Consider the following 25,547-nt stretch of genomic DNA (forward strand, 5'->3'; position numbering starts at 1 on the left):
TTACATCGAGTCAGTTTGAACGATGTAATATTATTCCAATAAAAATTATTTATGTTTAAAACCAATCAGTTGCCATGCCATCCCATCTAGTCGCTCTTTTGTCAATTCCCACTCCGGCATTACCTGCCCCATGAGCCGATAAAACCTCTCACTGTGGTTGTGTTCCGCCAGATGGCATAGCTCATGCAAAATAACGTAATCGATGCACTCACGCGGGGCCTTTACCAGATTGGGATTCAGGGTCACCCTTCCATTGGGGGAACAACTTCCCCACTGAGTCTGCATGGTAAGAATGCGCAATGGCGGTGAGTCACTGACCCACAACGCTTGCTCCAGCATTGCACTCAACCGTCTGGCGAATACTTCCCGGGCACGGGCCTTATACCAGTCAGTCAGCAGCTGCAGCACCTTTTCAGCGCTCTTATGACGCAAAGTAACTTCCAGCTTACCGCGCAACATTTTAACGCCCTGAACTTCAGAGGGAGCCACTATCACCTTAAGCATGTACTGTTTGCCCAGGTAGTAGTGGCTTTCACCGCTGATATACTGCCGTGGTGTGACATATTCCAGCTGCTTACGGAAATCCCGTAGCTGCTGATAGATCCAGCGCCCGCGCTTTTCAACAGCGTTCAGAACCTGTTGATCATCGGTATCCTGCGGCGCGGAGACCACAACCCGGCAGTCAGGGTGCACTTTTATCAGAATGCGTCCATTCACCAGCGGTCGGGGTTTACGCTCGAAAGTAATTCGCTCATCACCGTAGATAAAGCTCATGGATCTTTCGCCCACGCTTTAAACTCCTCTCAGCCCTACACGAGTTATCTGGACAATCATTTCCACAATCTTTTTCGCCTGATCCATTCCGCCACCGATTGCCTTACACTCTTTAAACATCATCGGTAGAAGTTTCTTGCGGATATCAGCCTCGATATTTTGCGGATTGATCGAATTCTCAGCCACTGAGATATCAACAGCCTGGTCTACTTCAAAAGCAAGCTTCACCCATTTATCGATAACCTGAGGAGCAGTAACGACAAAAACCTCCGGCAACACTTTTTTGTATACGCCAAAGTAAGCCTGTGCATGGTGATGACCGGCAAACACGTCGGGTATGTCGTTCAGTCGCCGCTCCTGTACTTGCTCCTCAAACTCACTAAATAGCATGTACTGCTTAAGAGGGTGATCAAACAGTTTTTCTGCTTCTTCAATAGCCTGGCGCAGTAACTTCGAGAAGGCTTCCTGGGCATAAGGATCATCACGTAAATCCTGCTCAATCATGCGGGTTACGCGGGTTTTGATAATATCCGTTTCGTTGCGGGTTTTATCCTCGCTCCACTCTTCGGGCCGTTGTCCCATTTTGCTGACTTCATACACTCCATCAGGCTCGCGGACTTCTACGCCAACAACGTGTTTATCCAGCAGCTTTTTAACCTGTTCCGTGTACTGGTCATAATCTACCGTCTCACCGGCATCCTGCTTCACCAACTGGCGCAGGCTGGTAAATTGCCTCAGCGTCTCTTTATAGTGCTGGCGGTCTTCTTCGCTGAAACTCTTATCCTCAAAGAAGGTAGCCGACTGCAACGCCACTTTCAGGCAACTGGCAAATTGTGTGAGAGCCTCATAAAAGTCTTCACGGACTTTAAGATGAACATCAACCATTTCGCCGTACTTGTCTTCCGTGCGCGGCACCAATACCTGACGCAGCTGCTCAATATCGTTTTTGTTTTTTACACCTGCGAAAATCGCCCACAGATTTTTATACAGCTGGGGAAGGCGCTTGTACTCCGTACTCATCTGGCCGTACAGCCCCACCAGATCGTCAATATCAAAACCGCCCTGCGTGCGGGATGCCAGCTTCTGATAATCCTCAATGGTGGTATCCAGCTCTTTGAGGATGCCCCGATAATCGATTAGCAGACCAAATTTCTTCTTAGGATGAAGGCGGTTAACGCGGGCTATTGCCTGAATCAGGTTATGCCCTTTAAGAGGCTTATCGATGTAAAGCACGGCATTTTTGGGTTCATCAAAGCCGGTAAGTAACTTATCGACCACAATCAGTAGCTTCAGCGAATCATCTTTATCAAAACGTTCGATGACATTGCGCGTATAAACCTGCTCATCCTGAGAGCCTACGTTCTCATTCCACCATTTGGTCACATCAGGGATACCAGATTCATCCACCTCGGTATTCCCCTCACGCGTGTCAGGCGAACTGATCACCACGGCAGACTCAAACAGCCCGGCTTCATCAAGATACTTTTTGTATTTGATTGCTGCTGCTTTGCTGTCACAGGCGAGTTGCCCTTTCAAGCCATCATCGATGTTTTTGACAAAATGGTTGGCGATATCCAGTGCAATAAGGTGGATGCGATCGTCAGCATTATAAACCTGCCCTTTATTAGCAAACTTACGCTTCAAATCGGCTTTTTGTTTATCCGTTAACCCCTCGGTGATACGGTCAAACCAGCTATCTATCGCTCGTTCGTTCACGTTAAGCTCGGGCGGGCGCTCCTCGTAAAGAAGCGGGGTTACGGTCTTGTCCTCCACCGCAAGCTGCATGGTGTAAGCATGAACGATGGGGCCAAATTTATTCGTGGTCTTATCATCTTTCAGCAACGGCGTACCGGTGAAAGCAACAAAGGCTGCGTTGGGTAGAGCCAGCTTCATACGTTGATGACTTTCACCGCCATGACTGCGGTGGCCTTCATCAATCAGCACAATGATATCGGGACTGGTATTCACACACTCGGGCAGGCGGGTGGCGGTATTAAATTTCTGAATCAACGAGAAGAGAATGCGCTCCGTACCCTTGCCTATTTGTTCGGCCAGACGCTTGCCAGAGGTGGCGATGGCATCGGTTTTATCTCTTTTACCGGCCAGTTCCCCGGTTGAAATAAAGGTGCGACTGAGCTGGTTTTCCAAATCGACGCGATCGGTCACCACGACGATGCGGCACTGCTTGAGAGTTTCACTCAGAATCAGCGCTTTGCTCAGGAAAACCATCGTCAGTGACTTACCTGAACCCGTGGTATGCCAGATAACCCCACCGTTGCGGCTGCCATCAGGGTTCTTCGTTTCGATACGCTGTAGCAGCCGTTTGATACTGAATACCTGCTGATATCGGGCAATGACCTTACCGGCTTTCTTATCAAACAGTGTGAAGAAGCGAACCATATCCAGTAGACGTTCAGGTAAAAGCAGACTGATAAGCAGCTGGTCCTGGCTCGTTAAAGCCAGCTCGCCCCCTGTAATCAGGTTCTGATACCATTCCAGGCATGCAACCGGACGGTGGCTGAAGATTGACTCCATCTGCTGCGCGGTAAGCTTGCGGTTTTTAATGGCAAGCATCTCCAGGTCGGAGATATCTTCTTCCCGCCATGTCGCCCAAAATTTGGTCGGTGTTCCGCAAGTCCCGTAACGCCCATCATGGCCGTTTATCGACAGTAAGATCTGGCTGTAGGCAAACAGCCGCGGAATTTCATCATGACGCTGGTTTCGCAGGCTTTGAGAGATCCCTTCGTCAATAGTCGGCCCTTTTTTAGCATTGCCGTCCGGGCGCTTAGCCTCGATAACGACCAGCGGGATACCATTCACAAAGCAGATAATATCGGGCCTGCGTGCCTCAATGCCGTTAGCGCGTGTCACGCTGAACTCTTCGGTGAAAACAAAGCTGTTGTTATGCGGGTTGTTCCAGTCGATCAACGAGATTGTTGGGTTCGCCCGTTTGCCATCGATAAACTCCGTCACTGAGATGCCGTACAACAGGTGGTTGTACAGGTGCTCATTGGCGGTAATCAACCCCTGGTTTAATGCCGGGCTGTTAACTTCGGCAATCAGGCTATCAATCGCTTTGTCAGAAATGGCATGCTCTTTACCGGCAAAGATAAACGTCCTCTTGGCTAACTGTTCACGCAAAATCTGGTTCAAGACCACCTGATCTGCCTTGCCCGCTCGCGCAGACAAGGCTTGCTGAGGTGAAATATAGGTCCAGCCTAAATGACTCAAGAGAGCCAGCGCCGGGAGCTTGGCGCTGTACTCTTCCTGGAATTTTGGCGCGATTTGTATGCTCATGATGTTCCCTTATCTTTATCGGCTTTCCAGTTCAGTAGCTCGGTAATATCCTTTTCACCCTCTGCCTCTTTTAACAAACGCCGCTGCTCTGCAAATCGTGCATATTCTCCCTGAGCTTTTTCATCTGCCATTTTCTTACTGACAGTGCCCGCGCCCTGGAGCACATGACGGTCGTTGAACTGCAAGAACTGATCCAGCTTCTCCTGCCAGTCCTGCAAAAAGACCTGCTGGCGGCGCAGTGCCTGATCTTCGGCATAGTCCAGCCACATATTCACCACACGGTTCAACTCACTGACCTCTTTCTGGGTCAGGTAGTTTTTAGCGACTGTGACATCGCCTTTGCGGACATCATTGCCTTTATAGCTGGTGAGCCCCATATGAGGTTGGCTGGCATCTGCCCGCTGGTGGATTAGCTCAGCGGCTGTACGCCCGGTGCAGGCAAAGTGCAGCTTATTCTGGATGGTCTGAAAGAAAAGCGTGGTCTCTTTCAGAGATGGCTGGTAGTCAGCGGCCAGTGCGAAAATCTCCCGTACCCGCAGATAGACTCTCCGCTCGCTGGCACGAATATCGCGGATGCGTTCCAGCATCTCGTCAAAGTAGTCGGGAACCACAGAAGAGCCGACGGGCGGATTCTTCAACCGCTCATCATCCATCACAAACCCTTTAATCAGATATTCCTGCAGGGTTTGCGTGGCCCACTGGCGGAACTGAGTCCCCCGAACTGAACGAACACGATAGCCAACGGCCAGTATGGCTTCGAGGCTATAGTGCTCTATCTCTCTGGAAACCTGACGCTTTCCTTCCAGGCGAACTATCCGGAATTTCCGGATAGTTGAATTTTGACCAAGTTCGCCTTCTGAAAAGATATTGATCAGATGCTCATTGATGGTGCGAACATCCTTATCGTATAGTTCAGCCATAGATGCCTGAGTGAGCCATAGCGTGTCTGACTGAAAGCGGCACTCAACGCGTGCGCGGCCATCCTCGCTTTGGAACAGCAGAAATTCACCTGCTGGTGGTTGAGGTAAGTTTTTATCAGTCATGCGGCGTCCACCTTAACCCGGCGTTTACCGGTAAGTAGTTGCTGCATCAGGGCTTTTTTTTCTTTTTTTAGGTAGTGGAGCTTTTGTTCTAATGCTTTAATTTCACAATCTGCGGTCGTTAAAATTCCAGCTATTTTTTTCTGCTCAGCAATTGAAGGTAAAAAAACATTCAAAGAAAAGAAATCTGACGGCTTGACATTTAATAATCCATGAGCCCTACCACCTTCATGGGCGATTTGTGTTAGCCCTTTATTTAGCAGCCCTGATTCAAAATAATGTTCAAAATAATCACTATCTGCGATGTCAAAATCACTTAGCTCAAAGCATATATATAATGTCGTAACAACGCCGAGTTCATAACGATTAAGCCGCTTGATTGCCCCCATGGGATAGCCGATTGAGTAGCTCTTGTTGTATGCAAATTGACCTTTCTTAATCAAGAAATAATCGTCTAATATTTCTGATGCAATATTTTTTTTAAAAAATTCATTCTGCCGTATCAAACCATGCTGTCCAGATATTGTGACAACATTAGTACTGCATCCAGAATTCTTCTTCATCACACGATGAAATATTTTGCGTAGAGGAATTTCTATCCATTCCCCTTTGAATTCCGGAAAACGCTTCTGACCGGTGAGCAATTTCTGCATCAGCGCTTTTTTCTGCTGTTGATTATTGAAAAGAAGTTGCTCAGTGTTTGCTATCGCCTTATCCCAGACAGAAAGAATTCGGGCGATTTTTTTTTGCTCTGGATAAGGTGGAATCGCGATTTTTAGTTTCTTAAAATATGGCAAACCAATTGTTTTTATCGTTGAACCAACTGCTTGTCGTTCAAATTCCGCTTTGTTAAATTGAAGCCAGTTATACAAAAACCAACTATTTAATTTTTCCTTGTTATCACACTTCCAAGCGATAAAGTGTTGACTTACTGCCATGGCTTCGGCCATGACCCCACTTTTTCCAATACCAGCATCACGAGATAATACGACTGTTTCAGCAGGATGCACTTCTGCTGAGCTATTGCTTATTCCCGCTATCGAAATTTCCTTGTCAGTCTCATATATATAGCCTTTATCTAACTTGTAGCTATCAGTAAGTGAAATCCATTTAATCCCACCATTCCAATACTCAGGATTACTTTTGCTAGGAGTATGGCCACTGCATCTTACTGCGAACTTATCAAGTAGATCGTACTCCCAGTCATCAGGAATCGCGGCAGCCTCAAGATTACGAGCCATAATCCAACTCCTTCAGATAGTTAGACATTTCCACTTCTAACTCAGCCAATTTCGCTTGTAATTTTTTACGTTCAGCACGGACCGATATCAGATCAATTTTCTCTTCTTCAACAAAGGTATCAACATATCGTGGAATATTCAGATTGTAGTCGTTATCACGGACTTCCTCTAAGCTGGCAAGATAAGCAAATTTGTCGACATTATCCCCATTACGGTAGGTTTTAACGATCGTGGAAATATTATCCACACTTAGCTGATTCTGATTTTTTCCCGACTTAAAATCACGGCTGGCATCGATAAACAACACGTTATCGTTCACTTTACTCTTTTTAAAAATCAGTATTGCCGCAGGTATTCCTGTACCGAAAAACAGCTTTTCTGGCAAACCAATCACCGCATCAAGGAGATTCTCATCAATCAATTTCTGACGGATTTTGCCTTCGCTAGAACCTCGGAACAGCACGCCATGAGGAACCACCACTCCCATTCGTCCAGTTTTCGGCTTCATAGTTTCGATCATATGCAGAATAAACGCATAGTCGCCCTTGGTTTTAGGTGGCAGACCACGGCGGAACCGACCAAAATGATCGTCAGAGATATCATCAAGCCCCCATTTTTCCAGTGAGAAAGGTGGGTTGGCGGTTACCACATCAAACAGCATCAAGTTGGCATTTTTATCCAGCAACTTGGGGTTGCGGATGGTGTCGCCCCACTCGATTTTATGGTTATCCTCGCCGTGCAGAAACATATTCATTTTAGCCAGCGACCAGGTTGAACCGATCGCTTCCTGCCCGTAAAGCTCATAATTCTTACTATGATGTTGTTCAGCTACCCACTTACCACACTTCATCAGTAGCGAAGCAGAACCACAGGTTGGGTCACAGATAGACTCGCCGGGCTGTGGGTCAAGTAACGCTGCCAGCAGATCGGAAACTTCAGGTGGCGTATAGTACTCACCCGCTTTCTGGCCGCTGTTAGCAGCAAATCTACCGATAAGATATTCGTAAGCATTACCAATTACATCTAGGCCACCGACGCGGCTTGGTTTTAAATTCAGCTCTGGATGAGTGAAATCCTCGAGAAGTTGTTTAAGAATTAAATTCCTTTGTTTTACTTCACCCAACTTATCGGTGTTAAAAGAAATGTCCTGGAACACACTTTTACCGCCATCTTTAAGCTTGGTCCCGTTGGCTTCTTCAAGTGCGTGTAACGCCTGATCGATGCGTTCACCATTACCCGGTTCATTGCGACGAGCAAAAAGTGCATAAAAACTGGCATCTCGAGGTAGAACAAAACGTTCGTTCTTCATCATCTCTTCAATCAGTTCAGGTTCGTCACCATACTGTGACTGATAATTATCATAGTGATCCTGCCAGACATCTGAGATGTACTTCAGAAACAGCATGGTAAGAATAAAGTCTTTGTAAGTATCAGGGCTGATGGTGCCACGGAAGGTGTCACATACCCCCCACAGCACGCGGTTGATACGTTCTTGATCGATCATGTTGCTCATAACGTTCTAATCCTTAAGTAATTTTTGCAAAATACCAACTTCAAGCTGGCGACGGTTGTTTTGTAGCTTCTTTATGAGATCGTCTTCGTGGTGCCATATGCGTTGAAGGTGGCCAATCTGATGCTGCGTTTCTATCGCGGGTACAGGTATCGAGACTTGCATTAATGCTGATTTAGTAATCAACTGGATGTTTGAACCACTACGCTGAAACTCCAACTGAATCATGGGTTGATTGAGGACCCAGCCCAAATACTCTGGAACAAATTCACTCTCTTTCTTTTTCAGCGTGACAACTAGAAACTGGTTAGTAGCAACGACAGGAATATCCCCACGGTAAACGGCAGCGGTATTGCGATTCCCTCGAGCGGCAACCACAATCTGACCCTGTTCCAACAGCGGTGGTAAAGCATGTTGTTCCCAGGCAATCGCAGGCAAAATATCAGGGTCCCACTGCCAACCCCGCTCGATATCTTTAATCTGCAAGATGCGGACATCTCCTCCAGGCACTGCCGTGATTGCCTCCCTTAAGGTGTAGCCTGAACGGATATCTGCAATCTCACCTAATTTCTTTAGGGGTGTAGGCATATAGTCCTCTAGTTATAGCGCCGTCCCTGGCGCACTTTTTAGAAAGCAGTCGTAACTGATTGGCTTCTGAGCCAATCATAAATTTCTTTGGATAACCCAGATCCAGCCCATTCCCACTGCAAACGAGTGACTAATAGGCCATCATCACTATCCATAACCGCTGTGAGATGATCACGTATCTGTGAAGCGGACTGGTTTGTAACGATAATCCAGGCGGATTCGAGAGGATTGCACCATTTGGGGTACCCCTTGATGCGCTTAATAAGCGAGGAATAGTCTTTCTGCTTACGCAGATCGTAGTTGATTTGATATACTGACATAGATGTTATCTCCTGATTTCGACGTTGGGATTTATATCATCGCGACAGGTTGCACCCTGTCGCACCACCACACCAATCTCTATAGATATGGTACTGCAATAAAAGTGTGGTCGATTTGTTTATGATGGAGCAAAAAAAAAGAGTCGTCAACAACTAAAATAAGTGCAGTACAATCTCTATAGACAACACCTTCGAAGTTTAGCATCGAATTATTGACGATAAATCTGGTTATAATTTACGCGACTTGTCTTTTAAGGGCTGCTTAAGTATCGAAGCAAATACATTATTTAAGTTTATTAACATTCTGTTTTTACAGAAAATTTACCGATTATGACTGATCCATTTATCGTCAATCCATCAATGTAATCCCCATACCACTGCATCATCTCCCGCCTACCTTCCAGATACTGCGCATGGTTATAGGTGCCACGAATGGCATTCTTATCCACATGGGCCAGCTGCGTTTCAATCCATGCTGAGTTGAAACCCTCTTCATGCAGGATCGTGCTCATGGTGTGGCGAAAGCCGTGCCCCGTCAGCCTCCCCTTGTACCCCAACAGCTCAATAACCTGATTTACACTCTCCTTCGAGATTGGTTTTGTCCGGTCATTCCTGCCAATAAATACCAACGGATATATGTCGGTAATCGGTTTCAGCGACTGAAAAAGCTCCACAACCTGCTCCGACAATGGAACGATATGGGGTCGCTTCATCTTCATCACTTCAGCAGGGATTTCCCAAAGCCGCTTTTCAAAATCGATATTCTCCCAACGGGCAAAACGCAGCTCCTGAGTACGCACTCCGGTTAGCATGATGATCTGTGTCGCCGTTTTAGTGATTATGCTGCCGGTATAACCCGCCAAATCTTTCAGAAAGTGGGGGAGTTCTTCTGCCGTTAAGAACGGAAAATGGGTTTTCTTCGGAGTAGCCAGCGCAGTGGCAAGGTCAGGAGCCGGATTGTACTCTGCACGCCCGGTAACGATGGCATAGCGAAAGACTTCTCCACAGCGCTGGCGCACCTTACGCATTTTCTCCAGTGCTCCACGCTTTTCCATACGGCGCAGGGCTTCCAGCAACTCCATCGGTTTGATTTCAGCAATGGGACGCTGACCGATGTAGGGGAAGATATCTTTCTCGAATGTATCGATAATTTCATCACGATAGCGTGGTGACCAGCGATCGGCTTTCTGTTTGTGCCATTCACGGGCAATGACACCAAAAGTGTTATTAAACGAAAGCTTCTGCGCCAGTTTCTCTGCTTTCTTAACTTCTCCAGGATCGCTGCCAGCAGCTAATAGCTTGCGTGCTGCATCTCTTTTCTGACGTGCATCAGCTAGCGAGATATCAGGATAGACACCAATCGAAAGCATCTTTTCTTTACCTGCATAGCGGTACTTTAAGCGCCAGTATTTTGAACCATTGGTATTGATAAGCAGATACATGCCACCGCCGTCAGCCAGCTTGTAGGCTTTCTCCATCGGCTTGGCTGTTTTTACTTTTATGTCCGTGAGTGGCATATCCATCTCCATTAAAAATACGAGTAGCGGCATGCGAGATGGCACGCCAGTCTAAGTCTGAACGAGTGGCAAGGCAGATTTGGGGGTGTCAAAAAAGAGCATACAATTTTACACCCCCTTTAGCACCCCCAAATGTTTATTGATGGGGGTAGAATCCAGTTGACTCAGAGAGAGGGAAATTAGAGCTTAAGTCAGTAAAATAGAGGGGGTAGTTGAATGTGGGAGATTTCGAGAGAACTAAAGTGGCGGAAGATCACAGGAGTCGAACCTGCCCGGGGCCGCTGGCGGTCCCAACTGGAGTTGAAGTCCAGCCGCCTCACCGGAGACGACGATCTTCCGCGCCTGCATTGCTACATGGAGGCGGGGCGCATTATAGCTACTTTCGTTACGTTACCACATCCCCCGCGCATCTTTTTTAGAACCCTTTTCATCTAAGCAATCACGGCCTTAGATGAATCCCTCTCAATCCCGGTTTTTGCCCGTCTGACAAGGGGTTAATTTGCTTTTGAGACCGGGTGAAAAAGGTCGAAAACGCTGCGTTTTGCGCGCTTTTTACACCGTTTTTTTCCCCTGCATTCACCACTCCGTTTTAATTATTAAGAAAATCCTCAGGTTAGCTTTTGCACTGCAAGTTTTACTGCGATCACAAAAGAGAAGAAACGTAACGGAGTAACCAGAAAACAGAATACGCGCCCCTCTGCGAATGATTTACAACCTTGGTAACCCGTCTCAGTGCCATGGAGCGTCAGAGGATAAAAATGAAGAGCGAAATTCTGTCCGTTAAGGAAAAGATTGGTTACGGCATGGGTGATGCCGCCAGCCATATCGTTTTTGATAACGTCATGCTGTATATGATGTTCTTTTATACTGATATTTTCGGTATCCCCGCAGGCTTTGTCGGCACCATGTTCCTGGTGGCGCGTGCGCTGGATGCAATTTCGGACCCGTATATGGGCCTGCTGGCGGACCGTACCCGCAGCCGCTGGGGCAAGTTCCGGCCGTGGATTATCTTTGGTGCCATCCCGTTTGGGCTTGTCTGCGTGCTGGCCTATACCACGCCGGACCTGAGTCTGAACGGCAAGATGATATACGCTGCCGCCACTTATACGCTGCTCACGCTGCTGTATACCGTGGTCAATATTCCCTACTGCGCGCTCGGCGGCGTGATCACCGACGACCCGACACAGCGCATCTCCCTGCAATCCTGGCGTTTTGTGCTGGCGACGGCGGGCGGGATGCTCTCCACGGTACTGATGATGCCGCTGGTCAATCTGATTGGTGGCGAGGACAAAGCCCTCGGTTTCCAGGGCGGGATCGCCGTGCTGTCGTTTGTGGCCTTCCTGATGCTGGCATTCTGCTTCTTCACCACCAAAGAGCGTATCCAGGTGCCGCCGAGCACCACCTCCATGCGTGAAGACTTGCGCGATATCTGGCAAAACGATCAGTGGCGCATCGTCGGCCTGCTGACCATTCTCAACATCCTCGCTGTCTGCGTGCGCGGCGGTGCGATGATGTATTACTGCACCTGGATTATGGGCTCGCCGGAAATCTTCGTCGCCTTCCTCACCACTTACTGCGTCGGCAATCTGATTGGCTCCGCGCTGGCAAAACCGCTCACCGACTGGAAGTGCAAAGTCAGCGTCTTCTGGTGGACCAACGCCCTGCTGGCGGTGGCCAGCGTGGCAATGTTCTTCGTCCCGATCGGTGCCAGCGTTGTGATGTTCGGCTTTATCTTTGTGATTGGCGTGCTGCACCAGCTGGTGACGCCGATCCAGTGGGTGATGATGTCCGATACCGTGGATTACGGTGAATGGACCAACGGCAAGCGTCTGACCGGTATCAGCTTCGCGGGGACGCTGTTTGTGCTGAAGCTGGGTCTGGCGCTCGGCGGGGCCATGATTGGCTGGACGCTGGCGGGCGGCGGTTACGATGCCTCAGCCACCACCCAGAACAGCGCGACCATCAGCATTATCATTGGCCTGTTCACGCTTGTTCCGGCAGTTTGCTATGTACTGAGCGCGATTATCGCTAAGCGCTACTACACGCTTAAAACCCCCTTCCTGCTCAAAATCATGGATGAACTGGCGCATAGCGCCCGTCGGAATCAGCAGGAATTTAATGACCTGCCGGTCAGTAAACAATCTCAGCACTAAGAGGACGAGAAAATGAAAATCAGTGATGGAAACTGGCTAATCCAGGCGGGTCTGAACGTGACATATCCGGTGCAGGTCTTCGATGTCGAACAACAGGGTAATGACCTGATGATCTACGTTGCACCGCGCGATGTGCGCGAGCGCACCTGGCAACTGGATACCCTGATGTTTACGGTGCGTCTGTTCTCCCCACGGGAAGGTATCGTCGGCGTGCGCATTGAACACTTCCAGGGTGCGCTGGATAAGGGTCCGCACTATCCGCTGAACGTCCTGAAAGACGTGAAGGTTGAGATTCAGAACGTAGAGGCATTTGCCGAGCTGAAAAGCGGCAATATCAGCGTGCGCGTCACCAAAGGTGAGTTCTGGGCGCTGGATTTCCTGCGCGACGGGCAGCGCATTACCGGCAGCCAGCTGAAAAATAATGGCTATGTTCAGGACGCCAGTACCGACAAAAATTATATGTTCGAGCGTCTGGATCTGGGCGTCGGCGAAGCGGTTTATGGTTTAGGCGAGCGCTTTACCGCGCTGGTGCGCAACGGCCAGACGGTCGAAACCTGGAACCGCGATGGCGGGACCAGCACCGAGCAGTCGTATAAAAATATCCCGTTTTACCTGACCAACCGTGGCTACGGCGTGCTGGTGAATCATCCGGAAAACGTCTCCTTTGAAGTGGGTTCCGAAAAAGTCTCCAAAGTGCAGTTCAGCGTGGAAGGCGAGTATCTGGAATATTTCGTGATCGACGGCCCGACGCCGAAAGAGGTGCTGAACCGCTATACGGCGTTTACCGGTCGCCCGTCGCTGCCACCGGCCTGGTCATTTGGTCTGTGGCTCACCACCTCCTTTACCACCAATTACGATGAGGCCACGGTCAACAGCTTTATCGACGGGATGGCCGAGCGCGATCTGCCGCTGCACGTGTTCCATTTCGACTGTTTCTGGATGAAGGCGTTCCAGTGGTGCGATTTTATCTGGGATCCCGTTACCTTCCCCGACCCCGAAGGGATGATTCGCCGCCTGAAAGACAAAGGGCTGAAAATCTGCGTGTGGATCAACCCCTATATCGGGCAGAAATCGCCGTTGTTCAGGGAGCTGAAAGAGAAAGGCTATCTGCTTAAGCGTGAGGACGGTTCCGTCTGGCAATGGGACAAGTGGCAGCCGGGGCTGGCGATCTATGATTTCACCAACCCGGATGCCTGCCAGTGGTATGCCGACCAGTTGAAAAACCTGGTAGCGATGGGCGTCGACTGTTTCAAGACCGACTTTGGCGAGCGTATCCCGACCGATGTGGCGTGGCACGACGGCGCTGACCCGCAGAAGATGCATAACCACTATGCATATATCTACAACGCGCTGGTCTGGGATGTCCTGAAAGAGACAGTGGGCGAAGAGGAGGCGGTGCTGTTTGCCCGTTCCGCCTCCGTTGGTGCGCAGAAGTTTCCGGTGCACTGGGGCGGCGACTGCTACGCAAACTACGAATCGATGGCGGAAAGCCTGCGCGGTGGGCTTTCTATTGGCCTGTCGGGCTTCGGGTTCTGGAGCCACGATATCGGCGGGTTCGAGAACACCGCGCCTGCGCATGTCTATAAACGCTGGTGTGCGTTCGGGCTGTTCTCAAGCCACAGTCGCCTGCACGGCAGCAAATCCTACCGCGTGCCGTGGCTGTACGATGACGAATCCTGCGACGTGGTTCGCCACTTTACGCAGCTCAAATGCCGGATGATGCCGTATCTGTATCGCCAGGCGGCGCTGGCGCGCGAGGCGGGTACGCCGATGCTGCGCGCCATGATGCTGGAGTTCCCGGACGATCCGGCGTGTGATTACCTCGACCGCCAGTACATGCTGGGCGATGCGCTGATGGTCGCGCCGGTATTCAGCGAAGCGGGGGATGTGCAGTTTTATCTCCCGGAAGGGCGCTGGACGCACCTGTGGCATAACGACGAGATCCAGGGCAGTCGCTGGCACAAACAGCAGCATGACTTCCTGAGCCTGCCGGTGTATGTCCGTGACAACACGCTCCTGGCGCTGGGCAATAACAGCCAGAAGCCCGATTATGCCTGGAACGAGGGAACGGCCTTCCAGCTGTTTAACCTGGCGGATGGTCATACTGCGCGCTGTGAAGTTCCTGCGACGGATGGGACCGTGGCGTTCCGGCTTACAGCCACGCGCAACGGCAATATCGTCACCCTGAAAGGTGAAGGCGATGCGCGGAACTGGTCGGTGTGTTTGCGCAACGTGCAGCAGGTCGCCGGCGTGCAAGGCGCTTCACATAAAGGCAGCGAATGGGGCGTGGTCGTGACGGCAGAAGGAAATGAGATGGTGATTACGCTGTAGCGTTGTGTTTTCCCCTCTCCCAAAGTCAAAAGGGAGAGGGGCTTCCCTCTGTTACTGAGAAGAAGATGCTTCTGGCTGCGGCGCGGAAGCCGCTTCACCCCCGCTCACATTCGTCCCGCTAATCTCCCCGCCTCGCATCGTCTGCACCACCTGTTTTTTATCCGTATTCAGCGCTTTTAGCTCGCCGTTAACGGTCGGCTTCAGTGGTGCATCGGCCACAACGTTGCCGCTGGCGGTGAGCTGGATATTGCCGTCGCCGGTAAGGGGAATAGCTGGCCAGCCCCAGCGCTGCATGACGTCGAGCGGCACGCCGCGGGCGTTAAGGCTCAGGCTGGTCTGGCGGGCAGGTAACTGAGAGACGGTGGCGGTGGCTTCCAGCAGGCCGCGTTCGGTAAAGGCGCTCAGTTCGCTGATATTGACCGTGCTGGCGTTGGCCGTCAGGGACAGGGACGGACGGCGGACGTCGACCCGGTTAAAGGTACCGGCGGCGGCGTTAAGCGTGGCGCTGCCGCCCCAGACGCCCCATTTATGGTCCTGAGCCAGGCGCAGGTTCGCGCCGTAGCCGTCGAGAGCGGTGAGCTGCCACGGGAAGGTCGGGTCGATATCGATCAGTAGATTGCGGCTGGCGCTGAATCTCTGCAATACCACGCCGTTAAGCCAGGTCGGGAGTGGCGTCATCCACTGCTGTTTCCAGTTCTCCGGCAGAGTGTACTCCAGCCCGGCAAAGGCGGCGTCGTCCAGGACGAGGGTTTTAGTGTTGCGCAGCCAGTTGCCGGAGGTGCGGACCATCCCGCCTTCCCAGCGGGTGGTGAACTGGCGCAGGGCGATGCCCTGGGGCGAGAACTCGGCGTTAAGGATCGGGTCGAGGAAGTGCAGGGAGCCAAAGATAAACTCGCTGGCGTTCATCGACAGCTTGCCTTCGGCGGTCTGCCAGTCGCCCTTGCTGAGGGTCAGGTTGCGCAGGCTAAGATCAAGATCGGTTACCGCCCAGTCCGGGCCCTGCAGGCGAGCGTCGGTGACTTCCACCCGGCCGATTTTCAGCGCGGAAACGGAGGTCAGCGGCGCAAAGAAATCCGTCAGCGATTTGTCGCTTTGCAGGCGGATATCGTTGAGCCGCAGCATATTCACCACCCAGCTCCCGTCGGCGTTGCGCTGGACGTTGCCGGTCAGCGCCCCGCGTGCGACGTCGGCCCCGATAGTGGTCAGGGCTACTTCCCGGCCGTTAATCGCGCCCTGAATCAGCACGTTGCTGGCCGGAATGCCGTTAAGCGTTAAGGAGCCGGCGCTGACCTGGATCTGCGCTTTTTTCCCCAGCACGTTACCCGCTTCCGGCTGCCAGGGCACCACGCCGCCGGTTACCCGCTGAGCGCTGAGCTGCCAGGCAGTCTGCGGGCTGTTAAAGGCCATATCATTCAGCTGCAGGCGGTCGGCCTGGAACGGCAGCGGGGCGGTAGTGGGGGATAAGTTCAGGGTGCCCTGCCGAAGCAGGATAGTATCAACGTGCAGCGGGTCGGTGATCTGGCGGCTGCTCAGGCCGATATCGACGGTGCGGGCAACCAGGGTGGCGGGTTTGCCGTCCCGGCCAAAGGTGACGTTTTTCAGGATCAGATGCGAGGGGGATGAAAAGCGGTGATCCAGCGCGTCAAAAGTCAGCTGATAGCCGCTGTGTTTGCTGACCCAGGCGCTGACCTGGGTGGCACCCCAGCGGGTCTGCAGCAGAAAATAAGCCGCGACGATCAGCAGCGCCAGCAAAAGCGCGATAACGGCGAGTAGCTTTCCAATAAATTTCATGGTCTTCCATCCCGAAACAGGCACATTACCGTGTTATGCACGAATTATGCGCAATGCTCAAGGGAGGAATGATGAAAGAAGGTTTCCGCAGCGGGGAAAATCCCCACTGCGGAAGGGGCGCATCAGTTTTTCTCTGGCGGGAAAATCAGGTTCAGCACGATAGCGGTGATACCGCCCGCGGCGATGCCGGAAGAGAGCAGGTTTTTCACCCACTCCGGGGCGAACTGGAGGATCAGCGGCTGCTGAGAAACGCCCATCCCGACCGCCAGCGACAGGGCGATAATCATAATCGCACGACGGTTCAGCGGCTCACGGGAGACGATACGCACGCCGGACGCGGCGATAGTACCGAACATCACCAGGGTTGCACCGCCGAGCACCGGCTCAGGGATATGCTGCACAAAGCCGCTGACCGCCGGGAACAGGCCGAGCACGATCAGCATCAGCGCCACCACAAAACCAACATAGCGACTGGCAACGCCGGTCAACTGGATCACGCCGTTGTTCTGGCCGAAACAGGAGTTCGGGAAGGTGTTAAACACCGCCGAGACAAAGGAGTTCAGGCCGTTAGCCAGCACGCCGCCCTTCAGACGCTTCATATAGAGCGGGCCGGACACCGGCTGCTCGGAAACGTCAGAGGTCGCGGTAATGTCGCCGATGGTTTCCAGGGAGGTGATCATAAACACCAGCATCAGCGGCAGGAGCAGGTTCCAGTCGATACCCAGGCCGTAATAGAGCGGGGTCGGGACCATAATCAGCGAGGCGTTGGTCGGGGCGGTGTTCTCCGGCAGCATCCCCATCGCCCAGGCCACGGCGTAGCCCGCCGCCATCGCGATCACCAGGGAAGCCACACGCAGGTAAGCGTTGCGCTGGCGGTTGAGCAGAATAATCAGCGCCAGCACCACGCCCGCCAGCATCAGATTCTGCGGTGCGCCAAAGGTGTTGTTACTCATGGCGGCATAGCCGCCGCCGATGGAGGTCAGACCGACCTGAATCAGGGAGAGCCCGATAATCATCACCACCACGCCGGAGACCAGCGGGGTAATAATGCGGCGCGCCAGGTGCAGGAAGCGGGAGATCACCATCTCGGTGCAGCTTGCCAGCATCAGGGTGCCGAACAGCGCCGCCATCATCGTCGGGACATCTGCCCCGCCGGTTTTCAGCGCCGTACCGCCCATAATCAGCGGCGCAACAAAGTTAAAGCTGGTGCCCTGAATAGAGAGCAGCCCGGAGCCAACCGGACCCCAGGCTTTAATCTGGATAATGGATGCCACACCGGAGGCAAACAGGGACATGCTGATAATGTGCTGAGTGTCCTGCGCCGGGAGTCCGAGCGCCTGACAGATCAGCAGCGCCGGGGTGATCACCGCGATAAACATCGCCAGCAGGTGCTGACAGGCAGCAAACAGGGTCTGCGGCAGGGGAGGACGATCTTCAAGACGGTAAATCAGTTCGCTGTTTGGCGTATGCGCAATCGGTTGCGCATTATCAGACTCGACGGTGTTAGCAGACATCGGTGGCAATCCCGTGGTGGAAAAGGGGGGATTTTATCGGACTGGTTGGTAAAAGCAAACGTTTGCCACGCGGCGAATGAAATATTTTTACACAGGGTTTTCTTATAGCTGAATCGAAGGAGATTGGGTGGGGAAAACACCGCCCGGCGGGGGAATGCCGGGCGGTGAGGGGACGGGTCTTACTCGCCGTGATCTTCCCACGCCAGGGCGCGTTTCACCGCTTTTTTCCAGCCGCTGTAGCGAACGTTACGCTCGGTGGTTTCGATCCCCGGACGGAACTCGCGCTCGATAACCGCTTTTTCCTGCAGCTCGTCGAGGTTCTGCCAGAAACCGACCGCCAGACCGGCCAGGTAGGCCGCGCCGAGCGCCGTGACTTCACGCACTTCCGGACGCTCCACGCGGGTGCCGAGAATATCGGACTGGAACTGCATCAGGAAGTTGTTGGCAACCGCGCCGCCGTCCACGCGCAGGGCGTGCAGACGAATACCGGAGTCGGCCTGCATCGCTTCCAGCACGTCGCGGGTCTGATAGGCGATAGATTCCAGGGTAGCGCGAATAATATGGTTCGAATTCACGCCGCGGGTCAGGCCGAAGATCGCGCCACGGGCATACGGGTCCCAGTATGGCGCACCGAGACCGGTAAAGGCAGGTACGACGTACACGCCGTTGGTGTCTTTCACTTTGGTCGCGAAATACTCGGAGTCGAACGCGTCGCTGATCAGTTTCATTTCGTCGCGCAGCCACTGGATGGACGCACCGGCCATAAAGACCGCGCCTTCCAGAGCGTAGTTCACCTCGCCTTTCGGGCCGCAGGCGATAGTGGTCAGTAGGCCGTTTTCGGAGGTCACCGCTTTTTCACCGGTGTTCATCAGCATAAAGCAGCCGGTGCCGTAGGTGTTTTTCGCCATCCCTTCTTTGACGCACAGCTGGCCGAACAGCGCCGCCTGCTGGTCACCGGCGATGCCGGCGATCGGAATACGGGTGCCGCCTTTACCGCCGAGGTTGGTCTGGCCATACACTTCGGAGGATTTACGCACCTGCGGGAGCATGGCGCGGGGAATATCCAGCACCTCCAGCATTTTGTCGTCCCAGTCCAGCTTGTGAATATTGAACAGCATGGTACGGGAGGCGTTGGTGTAGTCGGTGACGTGTACGCGCCCCTGGGTCATTTTCCAGATAAGCCAGGTATCGATGGTGCCGAACAGCAGCTCGCCGCGGCGGGCACGCTCGCGGGAACCCTCAACGTGGTCGAGGATCCACTTCACTTTAGTTCCGGAGAAGTACGGGTCCACCACCAGGCCGGTGGTTTTGCGGATGTACTCTTCCAGGCCATCGTGTTTCAGCTTCTCGCAGATATCTGCCGTACGGCGACACTGCCAGACGATAGCGTTATAAATCGGCTTACCGGTTTCACGATCCCAGACCACCGCGGTTTCACGCTGGTTGGTAATGCCGATAGCGGCGATCTGGTCAGAAGTAATATCAACCTTGGCCATCACTTCGTTCAGCGTGGAGCTCTGGGTCGCCCAGATCTCCATCGGGTCGTGCTCAACCCAGCCTGGCTTCGGATAAATTTGTTCGAATTCACGCTGTGAAGTGCCAATGATGTTGGCATCGTGGTCCATTACAACGGCGCGGGAGCTGGTAGTGCCCTGGTCGAGCGCAACGATATATTTCTTGTCAGTCATGGTATTTGTCCCGTAGTCACATTACAGCGAAGCATTGCGTGTGGTGGTGGACGAGCCTTTCTCAGGCGTCTCTTCCACGTCGCAGGTATCACATGGCAGATTGCGGCCAATCAGCTTGCGGTAGCTGAATGCGCCCAGCGCAGCCCCGACAATCGGCCCGAACAGCGGCACCAGGAAGTAAGGAATATCCTTCCCGCCGGTAAAGGCAACATCGCCCCAGCCTGCAAGCCAGGCGAAGGCTTTCGGTCCGATATCACGCGCCGGGTTCATGGCAAAGCCGGTCAGCGGCCCCATTGAGGCACCGATTACGGCGATAACCAGACCAATCAGCAGCGGTCCCAGCGGGCCACGCGGCACGCCGTTACCGTCATCGGTCAGCGCCATAATCAGGCCCATCAGGATAGCAGTAATCACCATTTCAACCGCGAAGGCCTGCACAAGATTGATATGTGGGTTCGGATAGGTTGAGAAGATGCCGGCCAGCTCAAGACTCTCGACGCTGCCGCGCACCATATTGTGCGTCTGTTCGAAGTCGATGAAAAGATTGTAATAAAGCCCGTAAACCAACGCCGCTGCGCAAAACGCGCCGGCAAACTGAGAAACAATAAAGGGAGCAACTTTGCGCCCGTCAAAGCAGGCAAAGAGCCACAGGGCGATGGTCACCGCCGGATTCAGATGTGCGCCGGAAACGCCTGCGGTCAGGTAGATGGCCATCGCCACACCCAGACCCCAGATAATGCTGATTTCCCATTGCCCAAAGCTGGCTCCTGCTACTTTGAGTGCCGCAACGCATCCGACGCCGAAAAAGATCAACAGCCCGGTACCAAGGAACTCGGCGATGCACTGGCCTTTCAAGGTGGATGTTTGACTCATAATCGGGATCCTGAAGACGTTTGAAGGTTTTTGTTGGTGTGGAGGTCGAATACGACCCTTTTGCCATGTAGGCGTGGTGTTAATTTATCGTTAACGAGCAAAAACGAGAAATATCGAAATTAAAATCTGTGTGCCGCGTCAATAAAATGAGCGTTTTCGCGCTATTTAGCGTGTTTTTTCACCGACGCGTGAGTGTGAGCTGAATCATTTCATTAACTAAAGAGTTAACAATTTAGAGGTAGATGGCGAAATTGCTCCAGGACCAGGCTGAAAAGTGTTGCAAACCGCAAACAGCGCGGGATGCCGCTGGACAGGGGCGGCGGGGCTTCATACAATCGGGACTATTAATCTATGCGCTAATTTACGCGAAGGCGTCGCCGTTTTTCGGGACGAGGAGCGACCCTGAGGGAGCGTATCCATCAACGCCTTGCAATCAGGAGAGGTATGACAATGTCATTAGAAGTGTTTGAGAAACTGGAATCGAAAGTACAGCAGGCGATTGATACCATCACCCTGCTGCAGATGGAAATTGAAGAGCTGAAAGAAAAGAACGGCAGCCTGGTGCAGGAAATTCAGTCCGCCCAGCAGGGTCGTGAAGATCTGGAGCGCGAAAACAACCAGCTGAAAGAACAGCAGAGCGGCTGGCAGGATCGTCTGCAGGCGCTGCTGGGTCGGATGGAAGAAGTCTGATCCCCTTTGCCCTCCTCCTTCGGGGAGGGCGATATCTCCCCGCTTTTTATTCCACCAAGTTATAGCCAATCTTTTTTTATTCTTTAATCATTGGAAGTCTTTCTGGCACGCTACCTTCATCAAAACAACTTCAGAGAGAGTGGGCGATGAATAAGTGGGGCGTGGGACTGACTTTATTGCTGGCATCGACCAGCGTTCTGGCAAAAGACATTACGCTGTTAAACGTGTCGTACGATCCGACGCGCGAGCTGTACGATCAGTACAACAAAGCGTTTAGCGCGCACTGGAAACAGGAAACCGGCGATAATGTCACTATCCGTCAGTCGCACGGCGGCTCCGGCAAACAGGCGACGTCCGTGATCAACGGTATCGACGCCGATGTGGTGACTCTGGCGCTGGCCTATGATGTTGATGCCATTGCCGAGCGTGGCCGCATCGACAAAAACTGGATTAAACGCCTGCCGGACAACTCCGCGCCTTATACCTCGACCATCGTGTTCCTGGTGCGTAAAGGCAACCCGAAACAGATCCACGACTGGAACGATCTGATTAAGCCAGGCGTGTCGGTTATTACCCCGAACCCGAAAAGCTCCGGCGGCGCACGCTGGAACTACCTGGCGGCCTGGGGCTACGCCCTGCACCAGAATAACGGTGACCAGGCTAAAGCGCAGGAGTTCGTGAAATCCCTGTTCAAAAACGTCGAAGTGCTGGACTCCGGCGCGCGTGGCGCAACCAACACCTTTGTTGAGCGCGGTATCGGCGATGTGCTGATTGCGTGGGAAAACGAAGCCCTGCTGGCGACCCACGAGCTGGGCGCGGACAAGTTTGAAATCGTCACCCCGAGCGAGTCGATTCTGGCCGAGCCAACCGTCTCCGTCGTGGATAAAGTGGCCGAGAAAAAAGGCACCACCGCCGTGGCGGAAGCCTATCTGAAATACCTCTACTCGCCGGAAGGCCAGGAGATCGCGGCGAAGAACTACTACCGTCCACGTGATGCCCAGGTGGCGGCGAAGTATGAAAATGCGTTCCCGAAACTGAAGCTCTTCACCATCGATGATGAGTTCGGCGGCTGGGCGAAAGCGCAGAAAGAGCACTTCTCTAACGGCGGTACCTTCGACCAGATTAGCAAGCGCTAACGCTGGTAAAACAAGCGGCCCTGCGGGGCCGTTTTTCATTTGTCACCCTAATCGGTTACCCTGCTGTTTCGTCTGGTCAGGGAACACACCATGAAAACGCGCATCATCGCTCTGCTTATTCTCTTACTGCTGCTGGCTTCTGCTGCCGGTGGATGGGTCTGGCTGCATTCCGACGAGCGCGACGCGCTGCGGCGGATTGTGACCGAACAGTGCGTGCCGGGAGAAATGCAGCGTCAGTCTCCTGCGCCCTGTGCCGAGGTGAATCTGCAGGGCGGCTATGCGGTACTGAAAGATCGCAACGGCCCGCTTCAGTATCTGCTGATGCCGACCTGGCGCGTGAACGGCACGGAAAGCCCGATGCTGCTGGACCCGCACACGCCGAACTACTTCTGGCAGGCCTGGCAGGCGCGCCGTTTCCTCAGTGAACGCCGGGGTACGCCGCTGCCGGATGAGGCCGTGTCGCTGACCATTAATTCCCGCAGCGGGCGCACCCAGAACCATCTGCATATCCATATCTCCTGCCTGCGTCCCGACGTGCGTGAACAGCTTAATACCCATATGGCGCAGATCAGCACCCGCTGGCTGCCGTTCCCCGGCGGGCTGCGCGGCAATGTTTATCTGGCCCGACGGGTCACCGAGGCGGAGCTGGCCCAGCGCAGTCCGTTTTTAATGCTGGCGGAAGAGGTGCCGGAAGCGCGGGAGCATATGGGGCGCTACGCCCTGGCGATGGCCCGTCAGGCGGATAACAGCTTTGTGCTGCTCGCGACCGAGCGTAATTTGCTGCGTTTTAACCGCGCATCCGCTGAGGAAATTCAGGATCATCAATGCGATATCCTTAATTAACCTCACCAGAATTGGCGTTGTAAGCAAGGAGCCTGTCGGCGTAGACTTGCTGGAAAATTCGACAGGAGACAGGTATGTCGCTCTGGTTTTCTCACCCTCTGTTCCTTCCTTCGCTGATCCTCGGCGTGACCATTGTGCTCTGGGCGACCTCGCTGTTGCCCGAGTTTATTACCGCGCTGCTGTTCTTTACCGTGGCGATGGTGGCAAAAATCGCGCCGCCGGATGTGCTGTTCGGCGGCTTTGCTTCTTCCGCATTCTGGCTGGTGTTCAGCGGTTTTGTGCTCGGCGTGGCGATCCGCAAAACCGGCCTGGCGGACAGGGCCGCAAGGGCGCTGTCGGCTCGTCTGACGGACTCCTGGCCGCGAATGGTCACCAGCGTGGTGCTGCTCAGCTATGCCCTGGCGTTCGTCATGCCCTCTAATATGGGACGCATCGCGCTGCTGATGCCGATTGTGGCGGCGATGGCTGCGCGGGCCGGGATCCAGGACGGGACCCGTCCCTGGTATGGCCTGGCGCTGGCGGTCGGCTTCGGTACCTTCCAGCTTTCGGCCACTATTCTGCCGGCTAACGTGCCTAACCTGGTGATGAGCGGCGCGGCGGAAGGCTCCTGGGGGATCCATCTTAACTATCTGCCCTATCTGCTGCTGCATACCCCGGTGCTGGGCCTGCTCAAGTGTCTGATCCTGATTATGCTGATCTGCTGGATGTTCCCCGGTCGTCCTGAGGTGCCGAAAGAGCAGCTGGCCGTGACGCCGATGAGCGGCGCGGAAAAGCGTCTGGCCTGGCTGCTGGCGGTGGTGCTGGGGCTGTGGGTCACGGAAGCCTGGCACGGTATCGGCCCGGCCTGGACCGGTCTGGCGGCAGCCTGCGTGACGCTGCTGCCGCGCGTGGGCTTTATTAACGGGGAAGAGTTTTCCGCCGGGGTAAATATCCGCACCTGTATCTATGTTGCGGGTATTCTCGGACTGGCGATCACCGTGACCGCTACCGGTATCGGCGGCGCGGTCGGCGAAGCCCTGCTGCAGGTGATGCCTCTGGACCCGGAACGGCCCTTTACCAGTTTCCTGGCCCTGACCGGCATTACCACCGCGATGAACTTTATTATGACCGCCAACGGTGTACCGGCGCTCTACACGACGCTTGCGGAACGCTTTGCCGACGCGACCGGTTTCCCGCTGCTGTCGGTGATTATGATTCAGGTCCTGGGATATTCCACGCCGCTGCTGCCGTATCAGGCGTCGCCGATTGTGGTGGCGATGGCGTTAGGTAAGGTGCCCGCGCGGGCTGGGATGATGCTCTGTCTGGCCCTGGCGGCCGCGACCTATCTGCTGCTGTTGCCGCTGGACTATGCCTGGTTCAGGGTGCTGGGGAAACTCTAGGAAGTGAAACGCTCTCCCCGTGGGGAGAGCGTGATAAACAGAGCGATTACGCCTGTTTTGCTGCTTCTGCTGCTTTCACGATCACCGCGAAGGCGTCCGCTTTCAGGGAAGCACCGCCAACCAGCGCGCCGTCGATATCCGGCTGGGTGAACAGCTCTGCTGCGTTTGCCGCGTTAACGGAACCGCCGTACTGGATAATGACCTGTTCAGCGATTTTCGCGTCGGCTTTGGCAATGTGGTCACGGATAAATTTGTGAACCGCCTGAGCCTGAGCCGGAGTCGCGGATTTGCCGGTACCGATAGCCCATACTGGTTCGTAGGCAATCACAACGCCTTCGAACGCTGCAGCGCCCTGCGTTTTCAGGACCGCGTCGATCTGACGAGCGCACACTTCTTCGGTTTTGCCCGCTTCGTTTTCTGCTTCGGTTTCACCGATGCACAGTACCGGGATCAGACCCTGCTCTTTCAGCACGGCGAATTTTTTAGCGATAAATTCGTCGGATTCTTTGTGGTAAGTACGACGCTCAGAGTGGCCGATAATGATGTATTTCGCGCCGATATCTTTCAGCATTTCAGCGGAAGTTTCACCGGTGAATGCGCCGGACAGGTTAACGTCAACGTTCTGCGCGCCCAGGTGGATATGGCTGCCTGCCGCCGCGTGTTTGGCGATGTCCAGGTACAGATCCGGCGGAGCGATAGCCACGCCACAGCCGGTCACGCCAGCCAGTTCGGTACGCAGGTTGGCAATCAGCTCGTTAACCATATGGCGGCTGCCGTTCAGTTTCCAGTTACCCATCACTAAAGGATGTCGCATTTCAATTCTCCACGCTTTGTTAGCGAATTAAGGATTACGGCCACCCTT

The 25,547-nt window shown here is 53.5% G+C and carries 19 protein-coding genes and 1 tRNA gene; 6 read left to right on the forward strand and 14 right to left on the reverse strand.

Going from position 1 to position 25,547, the window contains the following annotated elements:
• Positions 1-45 precede the first annotated feature (45 nt).
• From EDF81_RS18575 to EDF81_RS24080, 9 genes are all read right to left on the reverse strand, one after another.
• Positions 46-774, reverse strand: a complete 729-nt coding sequence (locus tag EDF81_RS18575) for a M48 family metallopeptidase (RefSeq protein WP_123349649.1) — start codon at positions 772-774, stop codon at positions 46-48.
• 18 nt (positions 775-792) lie between these two features.
• Positions 793-4,071 carry a type I restriction endonuclease subunit R gene (locus EDF81_RS18580; RefSeq protein WP_123349650.1) on the reverse strand — a complete coding sequence of 1,093 codons (3,279 nt, stop codon included), beginning with the start codon at positions 4,069-4,071 and terminating at the stop codon, positions 793-795.
• A complete protein-coding gene (locus tag EDF81_RS18585; RefSeq protein WP_123349651.1) occupies positions 4,068-5,114 on the reverse strand; it encodes a virulence RhuM family protein in 1,047 nt (348 codons plus the stop codon). The genes EDF81_RS18580 and EDF81_RS18585 overlap by 4 nt, the downstream gene beginning before the upstream one ends.
• Complete coding sequence (locus EDF81_RS18590) at positions 5,111-6,352, reverse strand: restriction endonuclease subunit S (protein ID WP_123349652.1); 1,242 nt, start codon at positions 6,350-6,352, stop codon at positions 5,111-5,113. Before EDF81_RS18590 ends, EDF81_RS18585 begins: the two co-directional genes overlap by 4 nt.
• Positions 6,342-7,865 carry a type I restriction-modification system subunit M gene (locus EDF81_RS18595; RefSeq protein ID WP_123349653.1) on the reverse strand — a complete coding sequence of 508 codons (1,524 nt, stop codon included), beginning with the start codon at positions 7,863-7,865 and terminating at the stop codon, positions 6,342-6,344. The genes EDF81_RS18590 and EDF81_RS18595 overlap by 11 nt, the downstream gene beginning before the upstream one ends.
• A gap of 6 nt (positions 7,866-7,871) precedes the next feature.
• Positions 7,872-8,450, reverse strand: a complete 579-nt coding sequence (locus EDF81_RS18600; protein ID WP_123349654.1) for a restriction endonuclease subunit S — start codon at positions 8,448-8,450, stop codon at positions 7,872-7,874.
• Positions 8,451-8,488: 38 nt separating this feature from the next.
• Positions 8,489-8,770 (reverse strand): hypothetical protein, encoded by a 282-nt coding sequence (locus EDF81_RS18605; protein ID WP_123349655.1) that lies wholly within the window; start codon positions 8,768-8,770, stop codon positions 8,489-8,491.
• A 296-nt stretch (positions 8,771-9,066) separates the two neighbouring features.
• Positions 9,067-10,287, reverse strand: a complete 1,221-nt coding sequence (locus EDF81_RS18610; RefSeq protein ID WP_123349937.1) for a phage integrase central domain-containing protein — start codon at positions 10,285-10,287, stop codon at positions 9,067-9,069.
• Positions 10,288-10,530: 243 nt separating this feature from the next.
• Positions 10,531-10,625, reverse strand: a tRNA-Sec gene (locus EDF81_RS24080).
• Positions 10,626-11,045: 420 nt separating this feature from the next.
• Here EDF81_RS24080 and EDF81_RS18615 point away from each other — a divergent pair.
• The gene (locus tag EDF81_RS18615; RefSeq protein ID WP_123349656.1) at positions 11,046-12,440 is read left to right on the forward strand and encodes a glycoside-pentoside-hexuronide family transporter; all 1,395 of its coding nucleotides are present in this window, start codon (positions 11,046-11,048) and stop codon (positions 12,438-12,440) included.
• 12 nt (positions 12,441-12,452) lie between these two features.
• Positions 12,453-14,771 (forward strand): alpha-xylosidase, encoded by a 2,319-nt coding sequence (gene yicI, locus EDF81_RS18620; protein ID WP_123349657.1) that lies wholly within the window; start codon positions 12,453-12,455, stop codon positions 14,769-14,771.
• Between the two features lie 51 nt (positions 14,772-14,822).
• Here yicI and EDF81_RS18625 read toward each other — a convergent pair whose 3' ends face one another.
• The 4 genes from EDF81_RS18625 to EDF81_RS18640 all read right to left on the reverse strand — a co-directional run bounded on the left by EDF81_RS18625 (position 14,823) and on the right by EDF81_RS18640 (position 20,637).
• Positions 14,823-16,562 (reverse strand): AsmA family protein, encoded by a 1,740-nt coding sequence (locus EDF81_RS18625; RefSeq protein WP_123349658.1) that lies wholly within the window; start codon positions 16,560-16,562, stop codon positions 14,823-14,825.
• A gap of 122 nt (positions 16,563-16,684) precedes the next feature.
• Positions 16,685-18,076, reverse strand: coding sequence for a xanthine/proton symporter XanP (gene xanP / locus EDF81_RS18630; protein WP_123349659.1), 1,392 nt, complete (start codon positions 18,074-18,076; stop codon positions 16,685-16,687).
• Between the two features lie 179 nt (positions 18,077-18,255).
• Entirely contained in the window at positions 18,256-19,764 is a 1,509-nt protein-coding gene (gene glpK, locus EDF81_RS18635) for a glycerol kinase GlpK (RefSeq protein ID WP_123349660.1), read from the reverse strand.
• A gap of 21 nt (positions 19,765-19,785) precedes the next feature.
• Positions 19,786-20,637, reverse strand: coding sequence for an MIP/aquaporin family protein (locus tag EDF81_RS18640; protein WP_123349661.1), 852 nt, complete (start codon positions 20,635-20,637; stop codon positions 19,786-19,788).
• Positions 20,638-21,081: 444 nt separating this feature from the next.
• On the opposite strand from EDF81_RS18640, the gene zapB reads away from it, so the two are divergent.
• The 4 genes from zapB to EDF81_RS18660 all read left to right on the forward strand — a co-directional run bounded on the left by zapB (position 21,082) and on the right by EDF81_RS18660 (position 24,685).
• The gene (gene zapB, locus EDF81_RS18645) at positions 21,082-21,327 is read left to right on the forward strand and encodes a septal ring assembly protein ZapB (RefSeq protein ID WP_123349662.1); all 246 of its coding nucleotides are present in this window, start codon (positions 21,082-21,084) and stop codon (positions 21,325-21,327) included.
• Between the two features lie 146 nt (positions 21,328-21,473).
• A complete protein-coding gene (locus tag EDF81_RS18650; protein ID WP_123349663.1) occupies positions 21,474-22,463 on the forward strand; it encodes a sulfate ABC transporter substrate-binding protein in 990 nt (329 codons plus the stop codon).
• Between the two features lie 90 nt (positions 22,464-22,553).
• A complete protein-coding gene (locus EDF81_RS18655) occupies positions 22,554-23,306 on the forward strand; it encodes a CDP-diacylglycerol diphosphatase (protein WP_123349664.1) in 753 nt (250 codons plus the stop codon).
• Positions 23,307-23,380: 74 nt separating this feature from the next.
• Complete coding sequence (locus tag EDF81_RS18660) at positions 23,381-24,685, forward strand: SLC13 family permease (RefSeq protein ID WP_123349665.1); 1,305 nt, start codon at positions 23,381-23,383, stop codon at positions 24,683-24,685.
• A 46-nt stretch (positions 24,686-24,731) separates the two neighbouring features.
• Here the strand turns inward: EDF81_RS18660 and tpiA are convergent, their stop codons facing one another.
• Positions 24,732-25,499, reverse strand: coding sequence for a triose-phosphate isomerase (tpiA, locus tag EDF81_RS18665; RefSeq protein ID WP_123349666.1), 768 nt, complete (start codon positions 25,497-25,499; stop codon positions 24,732-24,734).
• Between the last annotated feature and the right edge of the window lie 48 nt (positions 25,500-25,547).

This window comes from Enterobacter sp. BIGb0383 (genome assembly GCF_003751845.1).
Taxonomy (GTDB): domain Bacteria; phylum Pseudomonadota; class Gammaproteobacteria; order Enterobacterales; family Enterobacteriaceae; genus BIGb0383.